We start from the raw sequence: 21,953 nt of genomic DNA on the forward strand, positions 1-21,953 counted from the left end.
TACCGGGCCTACAAAATCCCTCTCCCGTAGGCCGGGTAAGGCGCTTGTGCCGCCATCCGTCGCCATGCCCGGTGGCGCTTTGCTTACCGGGCCTACAAAATCCCTCTCCCGTAGGCCGGATAAGGCGTTTGTGCCGCCATCCGGCGTCATGCCCGGTGGCGCTTTGCTTACCGGGCCGACAAAACCTCTCTCCCGTAGGCCGGATAAGGCGCTTGCGCCGCCATCCGGCGTTATGCCCGGTGGCGCTTCGCTTACCGGGCCTACAAAATCCCTCTCCCGTAGGCCGGGTAAGGCGCTTGTGCCGCCATCCGTCGCCATGCCCGGTGGCGCTTCGCTTACCGGGCCTACAAAACCCTTCCCCCATCGGCAAAAAGCCTCCGCTACGGGAGGCTTTTTGCTTCGCGGTGAACCGCTGGCTATTTCCGGCGGAATTTACGGGTGAGCGGTTTCTCTATCTCCACAATGCAGAACAGCACTGCGCCGATAGCGAAGGTTATGCCCCAGTAACGCAGCGGCAGCGCTTCTGTGCCAAACAGCATCTGCATGAAAGGCATATAGATAATCGCCATTTGTAACAGCAACAGAATGCCGCTGACCATCCAGATGCCTTTATTCATCAGCAGCCCGCGTCCCAGCGAGAAACCATCCGAAACCCGACAGTTGAGCATATATACCCACTGTGCGGTGACCAGCGTCTGCAACAGCACGGTACGGATAAACTCCGGGCTGTGGCCGCGAGGCTGCAACCAGGCTTCCAGCGCAAAGGCGCAGGCTGCAATTAACGTTCCGACAAAACCGACGCGCCAGATAGCAAAGGCATCCATGACGTTCTCATTACTCTGGCGTGGCGGGCGTCGCATGATGTTGCGCTCACCGGCTTCAAATGCCAGCCCGAACGACAGCGTGGCGGAGGTCGCCATATTCATCCACAGAATCAGTACCGGCGTGAGCGGGATCAGGTTCCCAGCCAACAGGGCAATGATGATCAGCAGACCCTGCGCCAGGTTGGTGGGCATGATGAACAGAATCGTTTTCTTCAGGTTGTCGTAAACGCGACGCCCCTCCTGCACAGCGCTGGCGATGGTGGCGAAGTTATCGTCCGTCAGTACCATGTCAGCGGCTTCTTTTGTCACTTCCGTGCCTTTGATGCCCATCGCGATGCCGACGTCCGCCTGCTTCAACGCGGGGGCGTCGTTGACTCCGTCGCCGGTCATACCGACAATCTCGCCTTTGTTTTGCAGCGCCTTCACCAGACGCAGTTTATGTTCAGGGCTGGTGCGGGCAAAGATGTCGTAGGTGACAGCAGCTTCGGCTAATGCCGCATCGTCCATCTGCTCCAGTTCGTAGCCCGTTACCGCGTGGGTGCTGTTATGAATCCCCAGCATGCCGCCGATACTCATGGCCGTTTGCGGGTGATCGCCGGTGATCATCTTCACGCGAATCCCCGCCTGCTGGCAGGCCTGGATTGCGTCAATGGCTTCTGGACGCGGCGGGTCCATCATGCCTGCGATGCCCAGGAAGATCAGGCCGTCATTCAGGCACTCATGGGTGAGAGAGGCGGCTTCTGCACGCCCTGGCTTCCAGGCTGCCGCAACCATGCGCAGACCTTCTTTCGCATAGCGCGCGATCTCCGCTTCCCAGTGATTTTGCGTAAAGGCTTCAGTACCGGTAGCGGTCTGCTGTAGCTGGCACAGTTTAAACAACACATCTGGCGCACCGGTCACCAGTACGCGCTCTTCATTTCTAATGCGATGGTGCGTCGCCATGTATTTGTACTGCGAATCGAACGGGATTTTGCTGCGCAGTTCAGTTTCAATGGCGGGAAGGCGTGCTTTTGCCGCCAGCACTTTTAAGGCTCCTTCCGTTGGCCCTCCGGTGATGCCCCAGTGACCGTTTTCGTCCTGAATCAATTGGCTGTCATTACACAGGTCGATAGTGCGAAGGTAGTTCTCCAGCAGGCTGCCGGGCAGGATCTCTACCGCAGCGTCGCTCTCCTCAGTATGGATCTCGCCCATTGGCTCATAGCTGTTGCCCTGAACGCGGTAATTTTTGTCCGCCGTAATAATGGCTTTTACCGTCATCTCATTCATGGTCAGGGTGCCCGTTTTATCGGAACAGATCACGGACATCGCACCCAGCGTCTCGACCGTCGGCAGCTTGCGGATAATGGCGCGTTTGCGGGCCATCGTCTGTACGCCGAGCGACAGAATAATCGAGATGATCGCGGGCAGCCCTTCCGGCACGGCCGCGACGGCAAGGCTAATCAGAGAAAGCAGCAGTTCGCCCATCGGCATATCGCGCAGCAGCAGGCTGAACACAAATAGTCCTGCCATCATGGCGACGATAATGGCGAAAATGGCTTTGCCGAGTTTATCCATCTGAACCAGCAGCGGGGTACGGTGCTTCTCAATGCCCGTCATCATCTGGTTGATGTGGCCGAGTTCAGTTTCTTCACCGGTGGCGATAACCACGCCCAGCCCGGCGCCTGCGCTGATGGTGGTGCCGGAGAACAGCAGATTTTTACGATCGCCTAACGGCAGTTCGCCGGTAAGGGTGTCGGCTGTTTTATCGACAACGGTGGACTCACCCGTCAGGATGGCCTCTTCAACCCGCAGATTATGGGCTTCCATAACGCGAAGATCTGCCGGGATGCGATCGCCTGCGCGCAGCACGACGATATCGCCCACCACCAGTTCGGTTGTGGGGACGGTTTCATGTTGACCGTTGCGGATAGCGACCGCTGAATTCGACAGCATATTGCGGATGCTTTTCAGCGACTTTTCCGCGTTATTTTCCTGAATGTGGCCAATCAGCGCGTTGATAACGGCAACACCCAAAATGACGGCCGTATCCACCCAATGACCCATGACCGCAGTCAGCACCGCCGCAGCGATCAGGACATAAATCAGAACATCGTGGAAATGCGCCAGGAAGCGTAACCATGCAGGTTTGCCTGCTTTTTCTGGCAGCGCGTTAGGCCCATGCTGCGCGAGGCGCGCGCTGGCTTCATTTTGCGTCAGCCCGGAAGGCTGACTCTGCTTTTTTTCAAGTACCTCGTTAACAGATTGCTGGTACGGTTTTTTTTCAACGCATGGCGCAGAATGGAGACGATTTTTATTCGGCATTCTGGTCAATTTAAAATTCCTCGAAGTATAAAATGCATAATGTTTTGAATCGCGCTTATACTATTAAAATAAAGAGTCTGAATTATTGACATTAATCAATGACGTTTCGTTAAAGATTATTTTATCTTTATGGTTAGATAACGCTTGTAGCGTATATTTTCAGTGTTTTGATGGAAGTGTAAATTTAGTAAAGGAGGTAATTATGTTAGGAATATATAGCGGTAGGCGATTGATGTTGCTGGTTATTTTTGCAATCATCATCGCTGTAATTAGCGGGATCTCAACCTACGCCTTCGTTAAATATCTGGGTTGAAAAACACTAAATATAGTGTTCCTTACATAACTTTTAAATATTTAAAGTTAATGACAGAGAATAAAAATAAAGGGCATAAGAATATATTTTTGATGAGCAGTCTGACAGGATGAACAGACTGCTCTGGACAGGTAAAATATGGCTAGCAGACTAACGAATAATACACATTGGTTTTCCTGTCAGCGGTTCAGGGTGAATTTCTGCATCAACCTGAAATACCTTGCGTAATAATTCTGGTTGCATCACATCAACAGGTTGCCCTTGCGCAATCACATTCCCCTGCGCCAGCACGACAAGATGATCGCAATAGCGACTTGCCTGATTCAGATCGTGCAGTACCGTCACGACCGTTTTTCCCGCCTGTTTTAGCATCTGCATGAGCGCCATCAACTCCACCTGATGATTAATGTCGAGCCAGGTGGTGGGTTCATCCAGTAATACAATGGGCGTATCCTGCGCTAACACCATCGCCAGAAACACGCGCTGCCTCTGACCGCCGGACAGCTCCGTCAGCCGCCTTTCTGCCAGCGCATCAGTGTGCGTCTGCGCCATTGCCCGGTTGACATGCTGATGGTCGTCGCGAGAAAGCCGCCCCCACAGCGGCAGCCACGGGCTGCGGCCATAGCTGACCAGTTCCCGCACGGTGATCCCTTCCGGCGTCATGTGCTGTTGCGGCAGTAGCGCCAGGTGACGCGAAAGCGCGCGGGGTGAGAATGCCGACAGCGGCTTACCCGCAATGTGCAAGGTGCCGGATTGCGGTATGAGCAGGCGGGCAAGGCATTTCAGCAGCGTCGATTTGCCGCAGCCATTAGGCCCCAGTAATGCGGTGATCTGCCCGGCGGGTAGCGTAACCGACAGGCCGTCAAGAATGCGTTTATCACCGTATCCGGCAGTCAGGTTTTCACATCTGATATCCATTTAGCGCATCCTCACAAGCAACCAGATAAACCACGGCGCGCCGATAATGGCGGTGAGCATGCCTGCCGGAAGCTCCGTGGGAGGGTTAATGATCCTTGCCAGCAAATCGGCCAGCGTTAAGACAAATGCGCCGATTAGCGCAGCGCCGGGCAGTAGCCAGTGATGGCGCCCTCCCAGCAGGCGTCGGGTCAGGTGGGGCACGACCAGGCTGACGAAAGCTATCGGCCCGCAAACTGCCACGCTGGTGGCTGCCAGCGCGACGGCGAGGAGCAATCCCAGGCGCTGTGCCCGCCTGACCGGGACGCCGAGCGTGCTGGCGCGATCATCGCCCAGCGCCAGCAGATCCAGATCGCGGCAAAACCAGGCGCTGAGTGGAATAAGCGCCAGCATTATCGGCAGCGCCACATACACAAACGACCAGCCGCGTCCCCATAAACTGCCGGTCAGCCACAGCAGCGCGTTGTTAACGTCCTGCGGGCGGGAGAGCATCAGGTAATCCGTCAGGCTGGCCCAGGTTGCCGACAACGCCACGCCGATTAACGCCAGGCGCAGGGGGGAGGAGCGACCCGCAATCGCACGCAGTAAGATCAGCGCACAAAGCCCGCCCACAAATGCCAGCAGCGGCAGCCAGACGACCGACAGCGATGGCAGCAGCATGAGTGCGCTTACTGTTGCCAGACTGGCGGCATGGTTCACCCCTAAAATATCCGGCGAGGCCAGCGGATTACGCACGATGCCTTGCACCAGTACGCCGGAAATCGCCAGGGCGGCGCCGACGAATATCGCCAGCAGCAGTCTCGGCAGACGATACTGGGTCAGAACATAGTGGTGCTCGTGACCGGTATGCCAGCCATCGATCAGCGCGGACCAGGGCAGGGGAACCACGCCCAGACGCAATGACAGCAGCGCGGTGATACTCAGCAGGAGCAACGTGATGAGCAGAATAAAGGCTTTCATCCACGCCTCCTTGCCAGCCAGACAAAACACGGCGCGCCAATCAGCGCCAGCACTGCGCCTGCCGGAAGCTCGCCCGGCCAGGCCAGTGCTCGCGCCAGAATATCCGCCAGCAGCATAAACGTTGCGCCCATCAGCAGGCTCATCGGCAGCAACTTACGCTGGTCGTGACCTGACCACGCCCTGGCCAGATGCGGCATTAACAGGCCGATAAACGCCACCGGCCCCGCCACGCTGACGCAGGCGCCGACCAGCACCAGCACGCCGATATTGACGGTAAGCCGCAGCCGAAACAGGTTTACGCCGAGTGTGTGTGCGGCGACATCGCTGACGTTGAGCAGATTAAGGGCGTTCGCCAGCAGCAGCATGACGGGAATAATCACCAGAACAAAAGGAAAGAGCTGCCAGAACTCGGCCCAGCGCACATGGGCAATACCGCCCGCCAGCCATGAAAAAATGCCGTAAGCGTGGTCTTCCGCCAATAACAGCGTGATGCGGGTCAGCGCCATACACAGCGCGGAGAGCGCGATTCCGGCGAGAATCAGTTTGTTGCGGTCGGGCTCCTGTCGCCAGCCGCCGCCAGCCAGCATCACCAGAAGCCAGGCGAGGCCTCCGCCTGCGGCGGCGATAAACGCGATGGAATACCCGCTGAGCAACATGGGGCTGAATGCGCTGGTTAACGCTATCGCCAGTGCCGCACCGCTGTTAATGCCGGTCAGAGAAGGGGAGGCTAGCGGGTTATGGGTCAGGGTTTGCAGCAATGTTCCCGCTAGGGCAAGGCTGGCGCCAATCAGCAATGCCACCAGGCTGCGCGGCAGACGTAAATTACGCACCAACGCCTCCGAAAGCGGAGGCGTTGAAGAAGGAAACAGGGCATGCAGAGCACTGACGGGTGAAATCGGGATCGCCGAGTAGCAGAACAGGCTCAGCCAGAACGCTGCCAGGAGCGCCAGTACGGGCGCTCCCCAAATGATCAATGTCCTCATTGCGTGGTATCAGGCGTCTGGTGATGAAAGATTTTCACCGTATCGCCGGCAATGCGTTCCGCAGCGAAAATCCCGCGCATCCGCGCCCAGCTATTGCTATCGACAGCGGCAACCTGGTGGTGTTGCGACGCCTGGAGCATGGACCATAACGTATCCTGCTGCCAGCGTTTAACGATGCTCTCCTGGCGGTAGTGCGCGACAATCAGCCACTGCGGATCGAGCGCCAGTAGCCGCTCCAGATTAATCGTGGTCATTGGCGCAGAGTTGATTGCCTCCGGCACGCGCAGACCCAGCGCAGCGAGCACGCCGCCCGTATACGATTCGCGGCTGTGCAGATTAAACTGCTGTTCGCGTGAGGTGCCGAATACCACGCTGGCCCCTTTCGGCAAGTGGGCGGCAAACGCGCGCATACGTTCCCGATGCAACGTCAGCCGTTTTTGCATTTCAGCATGTTTACCTGATACTTTCCCGATGATCGCGGCGGATTGCAGATTTTCAGCGTACGTTTCATTACGGGATTTGAGCAACAACACGGGGGCGATCTCTTGCAGCGCGGCGTAAATCCCTGCGTGGCGGCTGCTGTCAGCGATAATCAGGTCAGGTTTTAGCGCGCCGATCGCCTCAAGGCTCGGCTGAGCGCGGGTGCCGACGGACTGCCATTGCCCGATAATCTGACGCACTTCCGGCAGCAGACGCGTGGGATCGTTGTCATCGGCGATCCCCACCGGACTGACGTTCACCGCCGCCAGCGCATCGGCAAACGACAGTTCCAGTACGACAATCCGTTGCGGCGTTTTATTCAGGGTAAAGGCGCCGTGTTCATCCTGCACCGTCACGGCAAAAACCGGCGCTGCCAGGACGATCAGGCTGAAAAAATAAACGCGAATAAAAGCAAACATAGTCAACTCCGGTTACCGGATGGCGCTGCGCTTACCTGGCCCACGTCACTCTGTAGGCCAGGTAAGGCATTTACGCTGCCACCCGGCAACAAATGAACAATCAGAACTTCAGTGACCCTTGCAGGTACAGCGTTCGCGGCTGTCCGGCATAGATGCCTTTGTTGTTGTCATCATACGAGCGGGTGTAATACTCATGGTCGAAGATATTCTTCACGCCAAACGCGAGGTTCAGGTTGGCCATCTCGGGGCCGAAGTCATACGCCACGCGCGCGCCCCACAACATGTAACCCGGAATACGCCCGGTGCTGCCGTCCGCGCTCTCTTTCACAGTATTGGCGTTGTCGGCAAATTGGCTGGACTGGAAATCGCTGTTCAGGTTGAACGTCCAGTTGCCGGGTTTGTAATCCACGCCCAGCGTTCCTTTATGCTTCGGTGAGAACGGCACCTGATTGCCGTAAGTGTCGCCTTTTTCGCGAATTTCGGCGTTAACGTACGCGTAGTTAGCGTAAACGGCGACATTTTCCAGCGTGGGCGTCATATCGCCGAGATCGTAACGTACCTGCGTTTCCATCCCGGTATGACGGGTTTTGCCACGGGCGGTAACCGTATCGTTAGTCTGGTTGGAGTCGTACTGATTATTAAAGTTAATCAGGAACAGCCCCATTTCCGCCGTCAGCGCGCCGTTGTCGAATCGGGTTCCGACTTCCCAGGTTCGCGCTTTTTCCGGTTCCACATTGCCGCTTTGCACAGCCTTGCCAATTTGACTGTACTGTACGGTGCCGAACGAGCCTTCAGTGTTGGCATAAAGATTCCAGCTGTCAGTGAGGTGGTAGAGGACGTTAAGCGCCGGAAGCGGGGCGTTGTAGCTCACCTCTTCGTGCGTACCTTTAACGTTGTTGTCCTGGTAGGATTCAATGTGCTCAAAACGCATACCTGGCGTAATGGTCCAGTTGCCGATATCAATTTTGTCATCGAGATACCAGGCGTGAGCTTCGGTCCCTGAACGCGTATCACGGTCATAAGGGCTGGATGTTGACGGCAACTGACCGCTGGTGGTTGCGGTGTAGTAACGCATTTCATGCGTGGATTCATTGACATAGCGATAGCCTACGCCGACTTCATGCGCAGACGGGCCAATCATAAAGCTCTGGCTGTAGCGCGGTTCAATGCCGCGAACCCAGTAGTAGCGCGGTGATAGCGTAATGCGTTTTCCTTGCTCTAAATAACCGCTGCGCAGGGTGCGGGTGTAGAAACCCTGAACATTGAATTTGTGCTGGCTGTCGGGTTGGTATTGATATCCCAGACTGGCAAGCTGGCGGCGGCCCCAGAAGCTGTCATACGGGCGCGTGGACTGCCAGCGATCGGCGTCGTAGTCGGCGCGGGACAGGCCGCCGGGCATATCGGCGTGACCGTCATAGTATTGCAGCAGGCTATTGAAGGTGTGTACCTCGTCAGGCGCATATTTGCTTTTCAGCATCACGTCGTCGATACGGGTGTTGCTGTGTTCGCGCCAGTCGCTGCCGCGCGTGCCGGAGTAGAGCAGGGCCGTGCCGAAACCGTTATCCGCCGTTCCGCCTACCATCAGGTTGTGCGTCTCTTTTGGATTGTTTTGCGACGAGGTGGGGCTGAGTTGCCCTTCAACGCCGGCTTCAATACCGAAATCCTGCGGAATCGCGCGGGTCACGAAGTTCACCACGCCGCCCACGCTTTGCGGCCCATAGCGCACCGCGCCGCCGCCGCGCACCACGTCAACGGCATCCATATTGCCCAGAGAGACCGGCGCGAGCGACAGCTGCGGCTGACCGTATGGCGCAAAAGGTACGGGGATGCCGTCCATCAATACCGTCGAGCGGCTGGCCAGGCGTGGATTAAGACCGCGAATACCGAAGTTCATTGCCAGGTCATGGCTGCCGGTGCCGTTGTTTTCCGGGGCGTTGACGCCGGGGATACGGTTCAGCGCTTCGCGCATGGTCGTCGCGCCGGTTTTGGTGAAATCATCCCGACGGATAACGTCACGCGCGCCGGCATGTTCGAACACGTCGTTTTCCCGGGCTTCACCCAGCCAGTCGCCGACTACGGTCAACGAGTCCTCGCTGGCAACCGGGGCGGCTTCCAGCGTCCAGGTGTTATCGCCTAACGATTTTTCCTGTAGGCCGCTCCCCTTTAGCAGCGTGCGCAGGCCATCTTCAAGCGCGTAGTCGCCGTGCAGTCCGTCGCTGTGTTTGCCCCGCGTGAGCGAAGCATCCACTGACATAATAATGCCGCTGCGGGCAGCGTATTGATTAAGTGCTTTGTCTAAGTCTCCGGCGGCAATATCGAACTGCGTGGCAAATGCAGGCAGTGAAGCCAGTCCGGCAAGCGGAAGCAGGCTTAAACGAATCGCCATCACCAGAGGTGCTGTGTTATGAAAGGCCATCACGTCTCCATCATCATTTCTTTATTTGTATTCAGTTATGAAGTCGAACGAGCGGGGCAAAAGGGACAATAAAAATGATAATTTTTTTCGTTATCGTTTAAACGGCGGAAGACAGCGTGACCCAGTAGCGCGTAACAAACTGAATTTTCACAGGAAGTGTTTTCACGATCGCATTCAGTACGGCATCGGTGTTGCCGAGCGGGAACGTCCCTGTCAGGCGTAATCCGGCAACGGCCGGGTCGCAACGCAGTATGCCGTGCCGGTAGCGCGAGAGCGTGGCGATGACGTCGCCCAGAGGTTTGTCGCTGAAACTTAACACGCCTTGCGTCCAGCTTGCAGACTCGTCATTCAATGATGCGACGTCGCCAAACTGCGAGGCGCTGAAGCGCACCGTTTCACCTTGCTGAATAACCCGTTTTTGTTGCGGATCTCCGGCGAGAATCGCTTCGACTGCATGTTGGCGGACGCTAAGGACGGTTTCATCGCCGTCCTGGCGCACGGTAAATTCCGTACCCAATGCGGTGAGCTGGCCCTGGCGCGTCTGTACACGAAACGGGCGTTGCAGCGCGTCTTTACCGGTGGTAATGGCGATCTCGCCGTACCAGAGCTGGATCTGGCGCTGGCTACCGTCAAATCGCACGTTAACCGCGCTGTCGGTATTCAGCGAAAGCAACGTGCCATCCTCCAGCGTCTGCTGGCGAGTCTGCCCCCGGGCGGTACGATAATCAGCACGCAGGCCTTCGCCCAACTCCGATCGCCAGAGCTGCCAGCTGCCGCCCGCGCAGACCAGCAACAGCAACCCTTTCAGTACGTGGCGGCGCGTCAGGCGGCTGTCTTTCAGCGTGTGGCTGGCGAGTTTGCCGGGGACGCTGCTCATCTGGCAGCGCAGGTTTTCGACCTGCTGCCAGGCCCATTGATTATCCTGATCTTGTTCATACCACTGCTGCCAGCGCGCTTCCTGCTGGGGGCTCACGCGCTCCCCGCTTAAAACGGCATACCAGTGTGAGGCTGAACGTAGCGCCTGGCGGCGGGCATCGGTGAGGGAGGTTTTCACAGGCCATGCTCCAGGCGGAACAGCAGGCAGTGTTCCGTGGCTTTCGCGACGTACTTTTTCACCGAACTGACGGAAACATTCAGACGTTGCGCGATGGCGCTGTAGGTCAGCCCGTCAAGCTGAGAAAGCAGGAAGGCCGTTCTCGCTTTGGCGCTCAACCCATCCAGCATCCTGTCGACAAGTTGCAGCGTTTCGAGATGCGACTGCTTTTCTTCAGCGGAAGGCGCCAGCGTTTCGGGTAACTGCGCAAGCATCTCCAGATACGCTTTTTCCAGCGCATTGCGGCGGAAAAGGTCGATCATCACCCGTTTGGCGACGGTGCAGAGAAACGACTTTGGGTCGCGAATCGCCGTCAGAGATTCACCGTTAATAATACGCAGGAAGGTGTCCTGGGCGACGTCGTCGGCGTCGAACGCCGACTGTAACTTTCGCGCCAGCCAGTGCGTCAGCCAGCCGTGATGCGCGCGATACAGCGATTCAAACGTTAAAGGAGCGCACTGAACTGGAGTCGGCATAGCGGAAAAGTATCAAAAGTTAATCATCACGGCGGGGATGTTAATATGAGAATAGTTCTCATTACAATAAATGATACGGCGATTTTAGCGGGAGAAAGGTTAACTGGCTGTTTTTGAGAGAATAAAAAAGCCTCCAGGCGGAGGCTTATATCAGCATCAGGTCAACACCATCGGCCACTCTGGCGGGGTATGGCTCATGGCTTCCACCATCACGGCTTCGATATTGTTCCAGATTGCGGAGACATCCATCAGAGTGATGCCGAGTAACCCGGTTGCAAACCAGCAGGCCGACACGACGCCAAGGCCGCTACTGATCACCGCGAGTCCGATATAGTCGGATTTACGAAAGCGAATATTGAGCGTGCTGGCTAAAAACATGAGCACAGCGCTCAGCAGTTGCCAGCGGAGAAGAACCACGCCAGTGGTTATGGTAGCCATGAAACATTTCCTCTGAGAATAGCAGGTGCCCTGGACAGCGCGGCGTTGCTCACGGAAGGCGTGGTACACTCTGGCTATCGACGGGCATGACATCGACACTGAATGAAACAACGTTTCTGTTTCATCATTTTTGTGAACTATATCACAATAAATTGTTTGTTAGCCAGTGCAGGGCACCCTTTTTTGTGTGCTTTATAACCACAAATTAAATATGGGTATCTGAAGGGGGCTATACCGGAAGATTATGGGGCTGGTTATTGAAGATGTATTTTTATTACCATTTTATTAGCGCCGGAAAATTAACCAGCCTGGAAATTTAACTTAATTTTTCTGCATTAATCGGAAAAAACCCTGGAAAATTCTTACTCCTTTTGGATTAGAATATTCCCTAATAAAAATAAGCATAACTTTAAGTTTGCCTTACGGGAAAATATTATCGTCATCCGTCAATATCAGACTTTTACCAGGAAAAGTCTGTTGCTAATGTCGCTTAATTCATGCAACGTAATCACCTGTTTGTTATAGCATCCGCCTTGATGATGACAGGCACAGACAATTCAGGGATACAGGGCCGAAATGAATCATAGCGCGCAACGAAAGTTGCTGAGATTCCTTGGAACAATCATGGTGGTATTACTCCCCGTGATGCTGGCGCTATGGTTTGCCCACATGCGGGCGGTGTCTGAAACCCGTAATCAACTGCACTCTTTTGCCGAGCTGGCATTAGAAAAAACGGAACTGGTTGTCCAGCAGGTGGAGCTGGCCCGCGACGCGATACAGCAGTATCAGGGAAAAGCCTGTACTCCTGCGCATCAAAAACGAATGCAGGATATTATTCGTGGTCGTTTGTATATCAGCGAGTTAATTTATGCGCAAGACGATCATTTTTTATGCTCTACGGTAATGGCGCCCGCCAGTCCTTATATTATCCCTGCCGCAGATTATAAACGAGAACCAGACGTTTCTATTTATTACTATCGTGATACGCCGTTCTTTGCTGGCTACAAAATGACGTATATGCAAAGAGGACACTATGTCGCGGTAATAAATCCGTTGTCTTACAGCGAGGTGATGTCAGACGATCCGACTCTGGCCTGGGGCGTATATGACACGGTGACGAACTCCTTTTTCTCCGTGAGCGAGCAGGCAAACGTCGAACAATTATTACCGTTGCTGCACCGTGATGAATCTACCTTTCAGCAAAATAATCGCTTCTATACTATTGCCCATTCAGAAAAACGTCCGATCGCGATAATTGTTTCCACTGATAACGCGCGTTTCTATCAGAACCTGTACCATCAGGCGACGTTAACGCTGCCGTTAGGCATTATCTGTAGCATCATTGTGTTATTGATGTGGTCGCGTACGCGCGAGGAATATCATTCACCGCGCCGTTTGTTGCAGCGAGCGATCGATAAACGTCAACTGCGTCTTTATTATCAGCCCATTATTGATATTCAAAATGAAAAATGCGTGGGGGCGGAGGCGCTATTGCGCTGGCCTGGTTTTGAAGGGCAGGTGATGAGCCCGGCAGAGTTTATCCCGCTGGCTGAAAAAGAGGGGATGATTGCGCAGATTACCGATTACGTGGTGGAAGAAGTATTCAACGATCTGGGACATTTTCTCGCCTCGCAACCTCATCTTTATATCTCTATTAATCTCTCCGCTTCTGATTTCCACTCCTCCCGGCTTATCGCGTTAATTGCGGAGAAAGCCCGCCAGCATTCCGTTCTTGCGCAACAAATTAAGGTGGAAGTGACGGAGCGCGGCTTTATTGACGTGCCGAAAACCACGCCGGTTATTCAGGCATTTCGTCAGGCGGGTTTTGAAGTGGCGATTGATGATTTTGGAACAGGGTATTCAAACCTGCACAACCTGTATTCATTGAATGTCGATATTCTGAAGATTGATAAATCCTTTATCGACACGCTGACCACCAATAGCACCAGCCATCTGATCGCGGAACATATCATCGAAATGGCGCAAAGCTTACACCTGAAGGCCATTGCCGAAGGCGTGGAAACGGCAGATCAGGTGAACTGGCTGTTCAAGCGCGGCGTTCAGTATTGTCAGGGATGGTATTTTGCGAAGGCGATGCCGCCGCAGGCGTTTATTCAGTGGTTGCAACAGTCGCCCGCACTCCTGATGCAGCGCGGGCAGTAAAGTTACAGGCGATGACGGTAGTCGCTGGGCGTGCGGTCAAACTCGCGGCGGAAGACGCGCGAAAATGTCTGTTGCGACACATATCCCAGATCCATCGCGATATCAAAAATGGGGCGCTCGGTCGTTCGTAGCTCTACGGCGGCCAGCAGGAGTCGGCGCTGACGAATATAGTCGCCCAGCGTCTGATGCATCACCGTGCGGAACATCCGCTGTAAATACCACTTCGAGTAACCTGATTTTTTTGCGACCACATCAATGTTCAGCGGTTGGTCGATATGTTCATCAATCCATTCAATAAGGGTCTGAATTATCTGCTGATGGGACATATTGCTGCCTCTTTCTCAGTGTTCGATTCGTCGTTTTGTCTGCGGGCGAGTATAATTCCTCAAGTTAACTTGAGGTAAAGCGATTTATGGAAAAGAAATTACCGCGTATAAAGTCCCTGCTTACGCCGGGTGAGGTGGCGAAACGTAGCGGTGTGGCGGTATCGGCGCTGCACTTTTATGAGAGCAAAGGGCTTATCAGCAGTGTCCGTAACGGCGGCAATCAGCGGCGATATAAGCGCGATGTGCTGCGCTATGTGGCGATCATCAAGATTGCTCAACGTATTGGCATTCCGCTGGCGACCATTGGCGAAGCGTTTGGCGTATTGCCTGAGGGGCATACGCTGAGCGCAAAGGAGTGGAAGCAGCTTTCTTCGCAATGGCGCGAGGAGCTGGACAGACGTATTCATACTCTGGTGGCGTTGCGTGATGAGCTGGACGGCTGCATCGGCTGCGGCTGTTTGTCGCGTAGCGATTGCCCGCTGCGCAACCCCGGCGATCAGCTCGGCACGCAGGGAACAGGGGCGCGATTGCTGGAAGATGATTAAATGTCGTTTCGCCGGGACGCGCGTAGGCCGGATAATCGAGCGCCATATTGCCGCGCATAAAACTAAAGCGCCGCAAGGGCGCTTTAGTTTGTTTCCGGTCTTTGTCTTTCGCTCTATCCCGTTGGTTCACGGGAGGGTTTCCCCCGACATCAACACCCCTCAGTCGAGCACGTGGTGGAGGTTCCGGTTTGTGTTGATACTGTAATTGTATGCCATGCCCGCCCGTTTGCCAGTGTATTGTCTGTTTTTTAGCCGAAATTTTTACGCCATCTCTCGCTCTTTTCTATAGTTAATTTGAATGAAAAACAGGAGACAGCCATGCTGACGGTGCATCATTTGAATCAATCTCGTTCCCAGCGCGTGCTCTGGGCGCTGGAGGAGCTATCGCTGCCCTACCAGATTGTTCGCTACCAGCGTGAAAAAACCATGCTTGCGCCACCGGCGCTGAAAAAAATCCACCCGCTTGGAAAATCGCCCGTTATTGAAGATAACGGTGAGATCCTCGCCGAATCCGGCGCCATCCTGGAGTATTTGCAGGAAACCTATGACCACGCAGGGCAGTTTAAACCTGCCGATGCCCGGCAAAAACGGCAGTATCGGTTCTGGCTGCATTATGCGGAAGGCTCGTTAATGCCAATGCTGTTAATGAAACTGGTGTTTGTCAGCCTGGGTAAACCGCCGGTGCCATTTGGGTTACGCACGCTGGGCGGCATTCTGGGGCAGGGCGTGCAAAAAGCGTATCTCAACCCGCAACTGGAGACGCATGCGCGCTACATTGATGCGCATCTTGCCGCGCAGCCCTGGTTTGCCGGGGAACATATCAGCATGGCGGATATCCAGATGAGTTTTCCTCTGTTTGCGTTACTGAGCCGAGGCGGAATTAACGACCTGACGCACATTAGTGCCTGGAAGAAGCGCGTAGAGATGCGCCCGGCGTGGCAAAGGGCTATCCAGCAAGGCGGTCCTTTTGAGATCCCTGGCGGATAGACGGATGTGTCAGTCGTCCGCCCGAGAAAAAATGTTATCAGATTGCGCATTGACGATAACGTTTGCGCATCGACTGGCGATTTATTGAGCGTGATGAAAAGAAATAAGCAAAAAGCCGCAAAGTTTAGTTGAAAAGCCCCGTATTATCGCTGGATAATCGTTTGCTTTTTTTTACTACCCGTTTTGTATGCGCGGAGTTAAACGTTTGCTTTTTTGCGACACCCCTTATTGTTGCAAACGTAGCACAAGGAGATGACGTTTCGCTGGCAGTGGATTGTCCACCACGCATACTCGACGAAAAATAAACTCTCAGGGGATGTTTTCTATGTCTACGCCTTCAGCGCGTACCGGCGGTTCACTCGACGCCTGGTTTAAAATTTCACACCGTGGAAGCACCGTCCGTCAGGAAGTGGTTGCCGGATTAACGACTTTCCTGGCGATGGTCTACTCCGTTATCGTGGTTCCGGGGATGCTGGGTAAAGCCGGATTCCCGCCTGCCGCCGTATTTGTGGCGACCTGCCTGGTGGCTGGCGTCGGTTCTATTGTTATGGGTCTGTGGGCGAACCTGCCGTTGGCTATCGGTTGCGCCATCTCGCTGACCGCCTTCACCGCGTTTAGCCTGGTGCTGGGTCAGCACATTAGCGTTCCGGTTGCGCTGGGTGCGGTATTCCTGATGGGCGTGCTGTTTACCATCATCTCGGCGACCGGTATCCGTAGCTGGATCCTGCGCAACCTGCCGCATGGCGTGGCGCACGGCACCGGCATCGGTATCGGCCTGTTCCTGTTGCTGATCGCCGCGAATGGCGTGGGTCTGGTGATTAAGAACCCGCTGGACGGTCTGCCGGTCGCGCTGGGTAACTTTGATTCTTTCCCGGTTATCATGTCGCTGATTGGTCTGGCGGTCATTATCGGCCTGGAAAAACTGAAGGTGCCGGGCGGCATTCTGCTGACCATTATTGGTATTTCGGTTGTGGGTTTGATCTTCGATCCATCCGTCCATTTCTCCGGCTTTTTTGCTATGCCGTCTTTAAGTGATGAACACGGCAACTCGCTGATTGGCAGCCTGGATATTATGGGCGCGCTGAACCCGATCGTCCTGCCGAGCGTGCTGGCGCTGGTGATGACCGCTGTTTTCGACGCCACCGGCACGATTCGCGCGGTCGCTGGCCAGGCGAACCTGCTGGATAAAGACGGGCAGATTATCGATGGCGGCAAAGCGCTGACCACCGACTCCCTGAGCAGCGTGTTCTCTGGTCTGGTTGGCGCAGCGCCTGCGGCGGTATACATTGAATCGGCGGCGGGTACGGCGGCAGGCGGTAAAACGGGTCTGACGGCGATCACCGTCGGCGTCCTGTTCCTGCTGATCCTGTTCCTCTCTCCGCTCTCTTATCTGGTTCCGGTCTACGCGACCGCGCCCGCGCTGATGTACGTCGGCCTGCTAATGCTGAGCAACGTGGCGAAAATCGACTTCGCTGACTTTGTGGATGCGATGGCGGGTCTGATCACGGCGGTGTTTATCGTCCTGACCTGCAACATCGTAACCGGCATTATGATTGGTTTTGCTACGCTGGTGATCGGCCGCATTGTGTCGGGCGAATGGCGTAAGCTGAACGTCGGCACCGTGGTAATTGCCGTAGCGCTGGTCGCCTTCTATGCGGGCGGCTGGGCTATCTGATTCCTGGCGTCCTCTAAAAACGGGTGGCTTTTGCCGCCCGTTTTTATTTTCAGGACACATCCCGTTGTCTTTTGCGTTACTCTGAGGAAGATAGAATTGAGGCACGACGCCTCACGTTTTAAAACATAAGAAATATCGCAAACAGGGAACGCATGGAAATCTTCTTCACAATACTCATCATGACCCTTGTGGTCTCGCTGTCGGGGGTATTTACTCGTGTATTGCCCTTCCAGCTTCCTTTACCCCTCATGCAAATCGCCATTGGCGCGCTGCTGGCATGGCCGACGTTTGGTTTACATGTGGAATTTGACCCTGAACTGTTCCTGGTGCTGTTTATTCCGCCGCTGTTGTTCGCAGACGGCTGGAAAACGCCGACCCGGGAGTTTCTCGAACATGGGCGAGAGATTTTCGGCCTGGCGCTGGCGCTGGTGCTGGTCACGGTGGTCGGAATTGGCTTTATGATTTACTGGCTGGTGCCGGGTATTCCGCTGATACCGGCCTTCGCGCTGGCTGCCGTACTGTCGCCGACCGATGCGGTTGCGCTTTCCGGCATTGTCGGCGAGGGGCGCATTCCGAAGAAAATTATGGGCATCCTGCAAGGCGAGGCGTTGATGAACGACGCGTCCGGCCTGGTGTCGTTGAAATTTGCCGTCGCTGTGGCGATGGGGACGATGGTGTTTACCGTCGGCGGGGCGACGGTGGAGTTCTTTAAAGTCGCAGTGGGCGGTATTCTGGCGGGCTTTGTCGTCAGTTGGTTATACGGTCGCTCCCTGCGTTTCCTGAGCCGTTGGGGCGGGGATGAGCCAGCGACGCAAATCGTCTTGCTGTTCCTGCTGCCGTTCGCCTCCTACCTGATTGCGGAACATATCGGCGTATCCGGCATTCTTGCCGCTGTGGCGGCCGGGATGACCATCACCCGTTCCGGCGTTATGCGCCGCGCGCCGCTGGCGATGCGTCTGCGCGCCAACAGCACCTGGGCGATGTTGGAGTTTGTCTTTAACGGCATGGTCTTTCTGCTGTTGGGTCTGCAACTGCCAGGGATTCTGGAGTCGTCGCTGGTGGCGGCGGAAGCCGATCCCAACGTTGAAACCTGGATGCTGTTCACCGATATCGTGCTGATTTATGCCGCGCTGATGCTGGTGCGCTTTGGCTGGCTGTGGACGATGAAGAACTTCAGTAATCGCTTCCTGAAGAAAAAGCCGATGGAGTTTGGCGCCTGGACGATGCGTGAAGTCCTCATCGCCTCCTTTGCGGGGGTACGCGGGGCGATTACGCTGGCCGGTGTGCTCTCTATCCCGCTATTGTTGCCGGATGGTAACGGCTTCCCGGCGCGCTATGAGCTGGTATTCCTTGCGGCGGGCGTGATTTTGTTCTCGCTGTTTGTGGGGGTCGTGATGCTGCCGATTCTGCTGCAACATCTGGAAGTGGGCGATCACTCACAGCAGCAGAAAGAGGAGCGAATCGCCCGCGCCGCCACGGCGGAAGTGGCGATTGTCGCGATTCAGAAGATGGAAGAACGTCTGGCGGCGGATACCGAAGAGAACATCGATAACCAGTTGCTCACCGAGGTCAGCTCCCGTGTGATTGGTAATTTGCGTCGCCGCGCCGATGGGCGTAACGATGTGGAAAGCTCAATGCAGGAAGAGAACCTCGAACGGCGCTTCCGCCTGGCGGCGCTACGCTCGGAACGTGCAGAATTGTACCACCTGCGCGCGACGCGTGAGATCAGTAACGAAACCCTGCAAAAACTGCTGCATGACCTGGATTTGCTGGAAGCATTGTTGATCGAGAATCAGTAAGCACCCGTATCGCCCGGTGGCGCTTCGCTTACCGGGCCTACAGGGGGCGATATTGCCTGGCGGCGCAACAATTTTGCGAGCCGTTTTCCTGAATTTACCTCTGCTCATTGCTGGCTTTCTCCTTTTCCCTCTACGCTCGGAGAAAAGGAGCCAACATGTCCAACTATCGTCGTTATTACATTAATGGTGGAACGTGGTTTTTCACCGTTAATCTTCAGGATCGTAAAAGCGGTCTTCTTACGTCCCATATCCATGCGCTTCGTCATGCCATCGCCAGCGTTAAACAGCGTAAACCTTTTCATATCAACGCCTGGGTTGTATTACCCGAACATATGCATTGTGTATGGACCCTTCCTGAAAACGAGCACGATTTCTCCTCTCGCTGGCGCGAAATTAAAAAACATTTCTCTAAATCGCTGGGTTTGCGTCAGGTCTGGCAACCTCGATTCTGGGAACACACGATTCGGGATGAATACGATTATCGCCAGCATGTTGATTATAGTTATATCAATCCGGTTAAACATGCCTGGGTTAAACAGGTAAAGGATTGGCCCTTTTCAACATTTCATCGCGATGTTCGCCACGGGATATACCCTGCGGATTGGGCGGGAGAGATTACCGGGCTTAATGTTGGTGAACGCGGTGATTAAATTGCCCGGTGGCGCTTTGCTTACCGGGCCTACAAAAATGTACTCCCGTAGGCCGGATAAGGCGCTTGCGCCGCCATCCGGCGAGCGAGGCGTTATTCCTGCGTTAACCAGAACCCTTCGCAACACGTCAACCACGCTCTGGCGCTGTGGGACAAATAAACGCCTTCGCGCCAGATCATGCCCAACTGCCAGCGTAAATCACTCTCCAGCGGGAGCCAACGCAGGGTTTGTTTATCCAGCCGTTGGCAAATCGGTTCCGGCAAAATCGCAATTCCGACGCCAGCCTGTACCATAGCGGCCAGGAAATCCCACTGACCGCTGCGTACCGCAATACGCGGCTTCACATCATGCTGCTTAAAAAGCCGCATCAACTGGCGATTCAACGCAAAATCTTCGTTGTAGATAAGCAGGGGATGCTCCGCCAGCGCTTCGGGGGAAATCGACTCGCACGCCATCCACTTACCGGAACGCGGCACCAGCACGCATAGCGGGTGGCTGAACAGCGGCAAGGTCGTCAGCCCGCTCTCTTCCTCCACTGGCAGCGCGGTCATCGCCACATCCAGCTCGCCGTTCATTACCGCCTGCTGTACCGTCAAACCGCCAAATTCTGCAATCTTCAGTTCCACACCCGGATAACGCTGGCGAAACAGGCTAATCGGCCCGGCCATCAGCATGCCGACCATCGGCGGGATGCCAAGCCGCAGCAGCCCTTTATTGAGATGGTTAATATCGCCCAGCTCCGCTTCCAGCTGGCGAAATTCAGCAAGGATCGCCAGGCCGCGCTCGAACACCACGCGCCCGGTATCCGTCAGCAGCAGACGTCGCCCATCGCGGATCAGCAGCGTGCAATTAAGCTCATCTTCCAGATTCTTCAGCATCTTGCTGATGGTGGGCTGAGTGACAAATAACTTCTCCGCTGCGCGGGTGAAACTCTGCTGGCGCACCACCTCGACAAAATAACGCAGCGTTCTGATATCCATGATTATTCCTTAAGACTATGCCTGCAATGAGTTTAATTCATTTCAGTAGCGGACGGGCGCTCTCTATACTGGCGTTCCGTTTTATTTTTCAGGACATTCCCTCATGGCTGTGGCGATAAGCCGCGTTACGCCTGCTGTTATGCAACGACTCCAGATACCGGTTCAGGTACTGCTGTATGCAGGTTTATTTGTTTTTGCTCAATATCTTGTTTCATGGCTGCATCTGCCGCTTCCCGCCAATCTGGTTGGGATGGCGCTGATGCTGGCGCTGATTGTCTGTCGGGTGATCCCGCTTAACTGGGTTCGCGCGGGCGCACGCTGGCTGCTGGCGGAAATGCTGCTGTTCTTTGTCCCCGCCGTGGTGGCGGTCGTTAACTATGCGCAACTGCTGTTGATGGACGGCTGGCGCATCTTCGCCGTGATTGCGATCAGCACGCTGATGGTGCTTGGCGCAACCGCATGGGTGGTGGATAACGTATACCGCTATGAGATGAGCAGGGTAAACCGTGAGTAATTTTCAGCTAAGCGTACTGTGCCTGGTCATCACGCTGGGGATCTATTTCGTCAATAAGCGGCTGTACCGTCGCTTTCGTAAGCTGCCGTTGATGCCGCTGGTGCTCACGCCCGCGCTGTTGGTATTGATACTGGTGTTTGGCCATATCTCCTGGCAGAACTACATTGGCGAATCGCACTGGCTGCTGTGGTTGTTAGGCCCGGCGACCATCGCGTTTGCCGTTCCGGTTTACGATAATCTCGCCATCATTAAACGCCACTGGATGTCGCTGACGGCGGGCGTGGTAACGGCAACCGTGGTGGCGGTCACCAGTTCCGTCTGGCTGGCGCGCTTGTTTACGCTGCCGGATGAGATTCAGCGCAGCCTGGCCGTGCGTTCCGTCACCACGCCATTTGCGCTGGCGGCGGCAGAGCCGCTGGGCGGTCAGCCGGATTTAGTGGCGCTCTTTGTGGTGGTGACCGGCGTGTTCGGGATGGCGGTTGGCGATGCGCTGTTTTTGCGCCTGTCTATTCGTGAAGGAATGGCGAAAGGGGCCGGGTTTGGCGCGGCATCACATGGGGCCGGTACGGCGCGTTCGTATGAACTGGGTCAGCAGGAGGGCGTCGTCGCCAGTCTGGTGATGATGCTGTCCGGTGTGATGATGGTGCTGGCGGCGCCGCTGGTCGCAAAAGTGATGTTCTGATGTTGTCCTCCGAC

The 21,953-nt window shown here is 55.3% G+C and carries 20 protein-coding genes; 9 read left to right on the forward strand and 11 right to left on the reverse strand.

Features of this window, described 5'->3' with window-relative positions; genetic code table 11:
• The coding region (locus OGX75_RS18390) for a hypothetical protein (protein WP_286451716.1) at positions 1–442 on the forward strand (442 nt) is incomplete at its 5' end.
• On the opposite strand, the gene OGX75_RS18395 is transcribed toward OGX75_RS18390, so the two are convergent.
• The 9 genes from OGX75_RS18395 to OGX75_RS18435 all read right to left on the reverse strand — a co-directional run bounded on the left by OGX75_RS18395 (position 417) and on the right by OGX75_RS18435 (position 11,618).
• On the reverse strand, positions 417–3,134 hold the full coding sequence (locus OGX75_RS18395) for a cation-transporting P-type ATPase (RefSeq protein WP_502873188.1): 2,718 nt from the start codon (positions 3,132–3,134) through the stop codon (positions 417–419). The two genes, OGX75_RS18390 and OGX75_RS18395, sit on opposite strands and share 26 nt — an antisense overlap.
• A gap of 454 nt (positions 3,135–3,588) precedes the next feature.
• On the reverse strand, positions 3,589–4,356 hold the full coding sequence (fecE, locus tag OGX75_RS18400; protein ID WP_012134609.1) for a Fe(3+) dicitrate ABC transporter ATP-binding protein FecE: 768 nt from the start codon (positions 4,354–4,356) through the stop codon (positions 3,589–3,591).
• Positions 4,357–5,313 (reverse strand): Fe(3+) dicitrate ABC transporter permease subunit FecD, encoded by a 957-nt coding sequence (fecD, locus tag OGX75_RS18405; protein ID WP_049011977.1) that lies wholly within the window; start codon positions 5,311–5,313, stop codon positions 4,357–4,359.
• On the reverse strand, positions 5,310–6,296 hold the full coding sequence (gene fecC / locus OGX75_RS18410) for an iron-dicitrate ABC transporter permease FecC (RefSeq protein WP_114848701.1): 987 nt from the start codon (positions 6,294–6,296) through the stop codon (positions 5,310–5,312). Before fecC ends, fecD begins: the two co-directional genes overlap by 4 nt.
• Entirely contained in the window at positions 6,293–7,195 is a 903-nt protein-coding gene (locus OGX75_RS18415; RefSeq protein WP_115615248.1) for a Fe(3+) dicitrate ABC transporter substrate-binding protein FecB, read from the reverse strand. The genes fecC and OGX75_RS18415 overlap by 4 nt, the downstream gene beginning before the upstream one ends.
• A 100-nt stretch (positions 7,196–7,295) precedes the next feature.
• Entirely contained in the window at positions 7,296–9,611 is a 2,316-nt protein-coding gene (fecA, locus tag OGX75_RS18420) for a TonB-dependent Fe(3+) dicitrate receptor FecA (protein WP_286451460.1), read from the reverse strand.
• A 97-nt stretch (positions 9,612–9,708) separates the two neighbouring features.
• Entirely contained in the window at positions 9,709–10,665 is a 957-nt protein-coding gene (gene fecR, locus OGX75_RS18425) for a ferric citrate uptake sigma factor regulator FecR (protein WP_286451461.1), read from the reverse strand.
• Positions 10,662–11,180: a ferric citrate uptake sigma factor FecI gene (gene fecI / locus OGX75_RS18430; RefSeq protein ID WP_114848698.1), complete on the reverse strand. Its 519-nt coding sequence runs from the start codon at positions 11,178–11,180 to the stop codon at positions 10,662–10,664. Before fecI ends, fecR begins: the two co-directional genes overlap by 4 nt.
• Positions 11,181–11,336: 156 nt before the next feature.
• Positions 11,337–11,618 carry a YjcB family protein gene (locus OGX75_RS18435; RefSeq protein WP_012134601.1) on the reverse strand — a complete coding sequence of 94 codons (282 nt, stop codon included), beginning with the start codon at positions 11,616–11,618 and terminating at the stop codon, positions 11,337–11,339.
• A gap of 576 nt (positions 11,619–12,194) precedes the next feature.
• On the opposite strand from OGX75_RS18435, the gene pdeC reads away from it, so the two are divergent.
• On the forward strand, positions 12,195–13,781 hold the full coding sequence (gene pdeC / locus OGX75_RS18440; RefSeq protein WP_012134600.1) for a cyclic di-3',5'-guanosine monophosphate phosphodiesterase PdeC: 1,587 nt from the start codon (positions 12,195–12,197) through the stop codon (positions 13,779–13,781).
• 2 nt (positions 13,782–13,783) lie between these two features.
• Here pdeC and soxS read toward each other — a convergent pair whose 3' ends face one another.
• Positions 13,784–14,107 carry a superoxide response transcriptional regulator SoxS gene (gene soxS / locus OGX75_RS18445; RefSeq protein WP_012134599.1) on the reverse strand — a complete coding sequence of 108 codons (324 nt, stop codon included), beginning with the start codon at positions 14,105–14,107 and terminating at the stop codon, positions 13,784–13,786.
• Positions 14,108–14,193: 86 nt separating this feature from the next.
• Here soxS and soxR point away from each other — a divergent pair, with 86 nt between their 5' ends.
• The 5 genes from soxR to OGX75_RS18470 all read left to right on the forward strand — a co-directional run bounded on the left by soxR (position 14,194) and on the right by OGX75_RS18470 (position 19,763).
• Positions 14,194–14,652 carry a redox-sensitive transcriptional activator SoxR gene (soxR, locus tag OGX75_RS18450; RefSeq protein WP_049011570.1) on the forward strand — a complete coding sequence of 153 codons (459 nt, stop codon included), beginning with the start codon at positions 14,194–14,196 and terminating at the stop codon, positions 14,650–14,652.
• 318 nt (positions 14,653–14,970) lie between these two features.
• The gene (locus OGX75_RS18455; RefSeq protein WP_012134597.1) at positions 14,971–15,639 is read left to right on the forward strand and encodes a glutathione S-transferase family protein; all 669 of its coding nucleotides are present in this window, start codon (positions 14,971–14,973) and stop codon (positions 15,637–15,639) included.
• Positions 15,640–15,964: 325 nt separating this feature from the next.
• On the forward strand, positions 15,965–17,314 hold the full coding sequence (gene ghxP / locus OGX75_RS18460; protein WP_024130830.1) for a guanine/hypoxanthine transporter GhxP: 1,350 nt from the start codon (positions 15,965–15,967) through the stop codon (positions 17,312–17,314).
• A gap of 152 nt (positions 17,315–17,466) precedes the next feature.
• A complete protein-coding gene (locus tag OGX75_RS18465) occupies positions 17,467–19,113 on the forward strand; it encodes a Na+/H+ antiporter (RefSeq protein WP_012134595.1) in 1,647 nt (548 codons plus the stop codon).
• A gap of 155 nt (positions 19,114–19,268) precedes the next feature.
• Positions 19,269–19,763, forward strand: a complete 495-nt coding sequence (locus tag OGX75_RS18470) for an REP-associated tyrosine transposase (protein WP_049011572.1) — start codon at positions 19,269–19,271, stop codon at positions 19,761–19,763.
• A gap of 92 nt (positions 19,764–19,855) precedes the next feature.
• Here the strand turns inward: OGX75_RS18470 and OGX75_RS18475 are convergent, their stop codons facing one another.
• Positions 19,856–20,743: a LysR family transcriptional regulator gene (locus OGX75_RS18475; protein WP_012134592.1), complete on the reverse strand. Its 888-nt coding sequence runs from the start codon at positions 20,741–20,743 to the stop codon at positions 19,856–19,858.
• A gap of 103 nt (positions 20,744–20,846) precedes the next feature.
• Between OGX75_RS18475 and OGX75_RS18480 the strand changes: the two genes are divergently transcribed.
• Together OGX75_RS18480 and OGX75_RS18485 are read left to right on the forward strand one after the other, a co-directional pair.
• Entirely contained in the window at positions 20,847–21,257 is a 411-nt protein-coding gene (locus OGX75_RS18480; RefSeq protein ID WP_012134591.1) for a CidA/LrgA family protein, read from the forward strand.
• Complete coding sequence (locus tag OGX75_RS18485) at positions 21,250–21,939, forward strand: LrgB family protein (protein WP_012134590.1); 690 nt, start codon at positions 21,250–21,252, stop codon at positions 21,937–21,939. The genes OGX75_RS18480 and OGX75_RS18485 overlap by 8 nt, the downstream gene beginning before the upstream one ends.
• Positions 21,940–21,953: the final 14 nt, after the last annotated feature.

Source organism: Citrobacter sp. CK199, from assembly GCF_030333285.1.
Taxonomy (GTDB): Bacteria; Pseudomonadota; Gammaproteobacteria; order Enterobacterales; family Enterobacteriaceae; genus Citrobacter_B; species Citrobacter_B koseri.

Excerpts from the sequence above, each read along its gene's own strand:
- fecE (WP_012134609.1), bottom strand. The coding sequence starts at position 4,356 with ATGGATATCAGATGTGAAAACCTGACTGCCGGATACGGTGATAAACGC.
- fecD (WP_049011977.1), bottom strand. The coding sequence starts at position 5,313 with ATGAAAGCCTTTATTCTGCTCATCACGTTGCTCCTGCTGAGTATCACC.
- fecC (WP_114848701.1), bottom strand. The coding sequence starts at position 6,296 with ATGAGGACATTGATCATTTGGGGAGCGCCCGTACTGGCGCTCCTGGCA.
- OGX75_RS18415 (WP_115615248.1), bottom strand. The coding sequence starts at position 7,195 with ATGTTTGCTTTTATTCGCGTTTATTTTTTCAGCCTGATCGTCCTGGCA.
- fecA (WP_286451460.1), bottom strand. The coding sequence starts at position 9,611 with ATGGCCTTTCATAACACAGCACCTCTGGTGATGGCGATTCGTTTAAGC.
- fecI (WP_114848698.1), bottom strand. The coding sequence starts at position 11,180 with ATGCCGACTCCAGTTCAGTGCGCTCCTTTAACGTTTGAATCGCTGTAT.
- OGX75_RS18435 (WP_012134601.1), bottom strand. The coding sequence starts at position 11,618 with ATGGCTACCATAACCACTGGCGTGGTTCTTCTCCGCTGGCAACTGCTG.
- pdeC (WP_012134600.1), top strand. The coding sequence starts at position 12,195 with ATGAATCATAGCGCGCAACGAAAGTTGCTGAGATTCCTTGGAACAATC.
- soxS (WP_012134599.1), bottom strand. The coding sequence starts at position 14,107 with ATGTCCCATCAGCAGATAATTCAGACCCTTATTGAATGGATTGATGAA.
- soxR (WP_049011570.1), top strand. The coding sequence starts at position 14,194 with ATGGAAAAGAAATTACCGCGTATAAAGTCCCTGCTTACGCCGGGTGAG.
- OGX75_RS18455 (WP_012134597.1), top strand. The coding sequence starts at position 14,971 with ATGCTGACGGTGCATCATTTGAATCAATCTCGTTCCCAGCGCGTGCTC.
- ghxP (WP_024130830.1), top strand. The coding sequence starts at position 15,965 with ATGTCTACGCCTTCAGCGCGTACCGGCGGTTCACTCGACGCCTGGTTT.
- OGX75_RS18465 (WP_012134595.1), top strand. The coding sequence starts at position 17,467 with ATGGAAATCTTCTTCACAATACTCATCATGACCCTTGTGGTCTCGCTG.
- OGX75_RS18470 (WP_049011572.1), top strand. The coding sequence starts at position 19,269 with ATGTCCAACTATCGTCGTTATTACATTAATGGTGGAACGTGGTTTTTC.
- OGX75_RS18475 (WP_012134592.1), bottom strand. The coding sequence starts at position 20,743 with ATGGATATCAGAACGCTGCGTTATTTTGTCGAGGTGGTGCGCCAGCAG.
- OGX75_RS18480 (WP_012134591.1), top strand. The coding sequence starts at position 20,847 with ATGGCTGTGGCGATAAGCCGCGTTACGCCTGCTGTTATGCAACGACTC.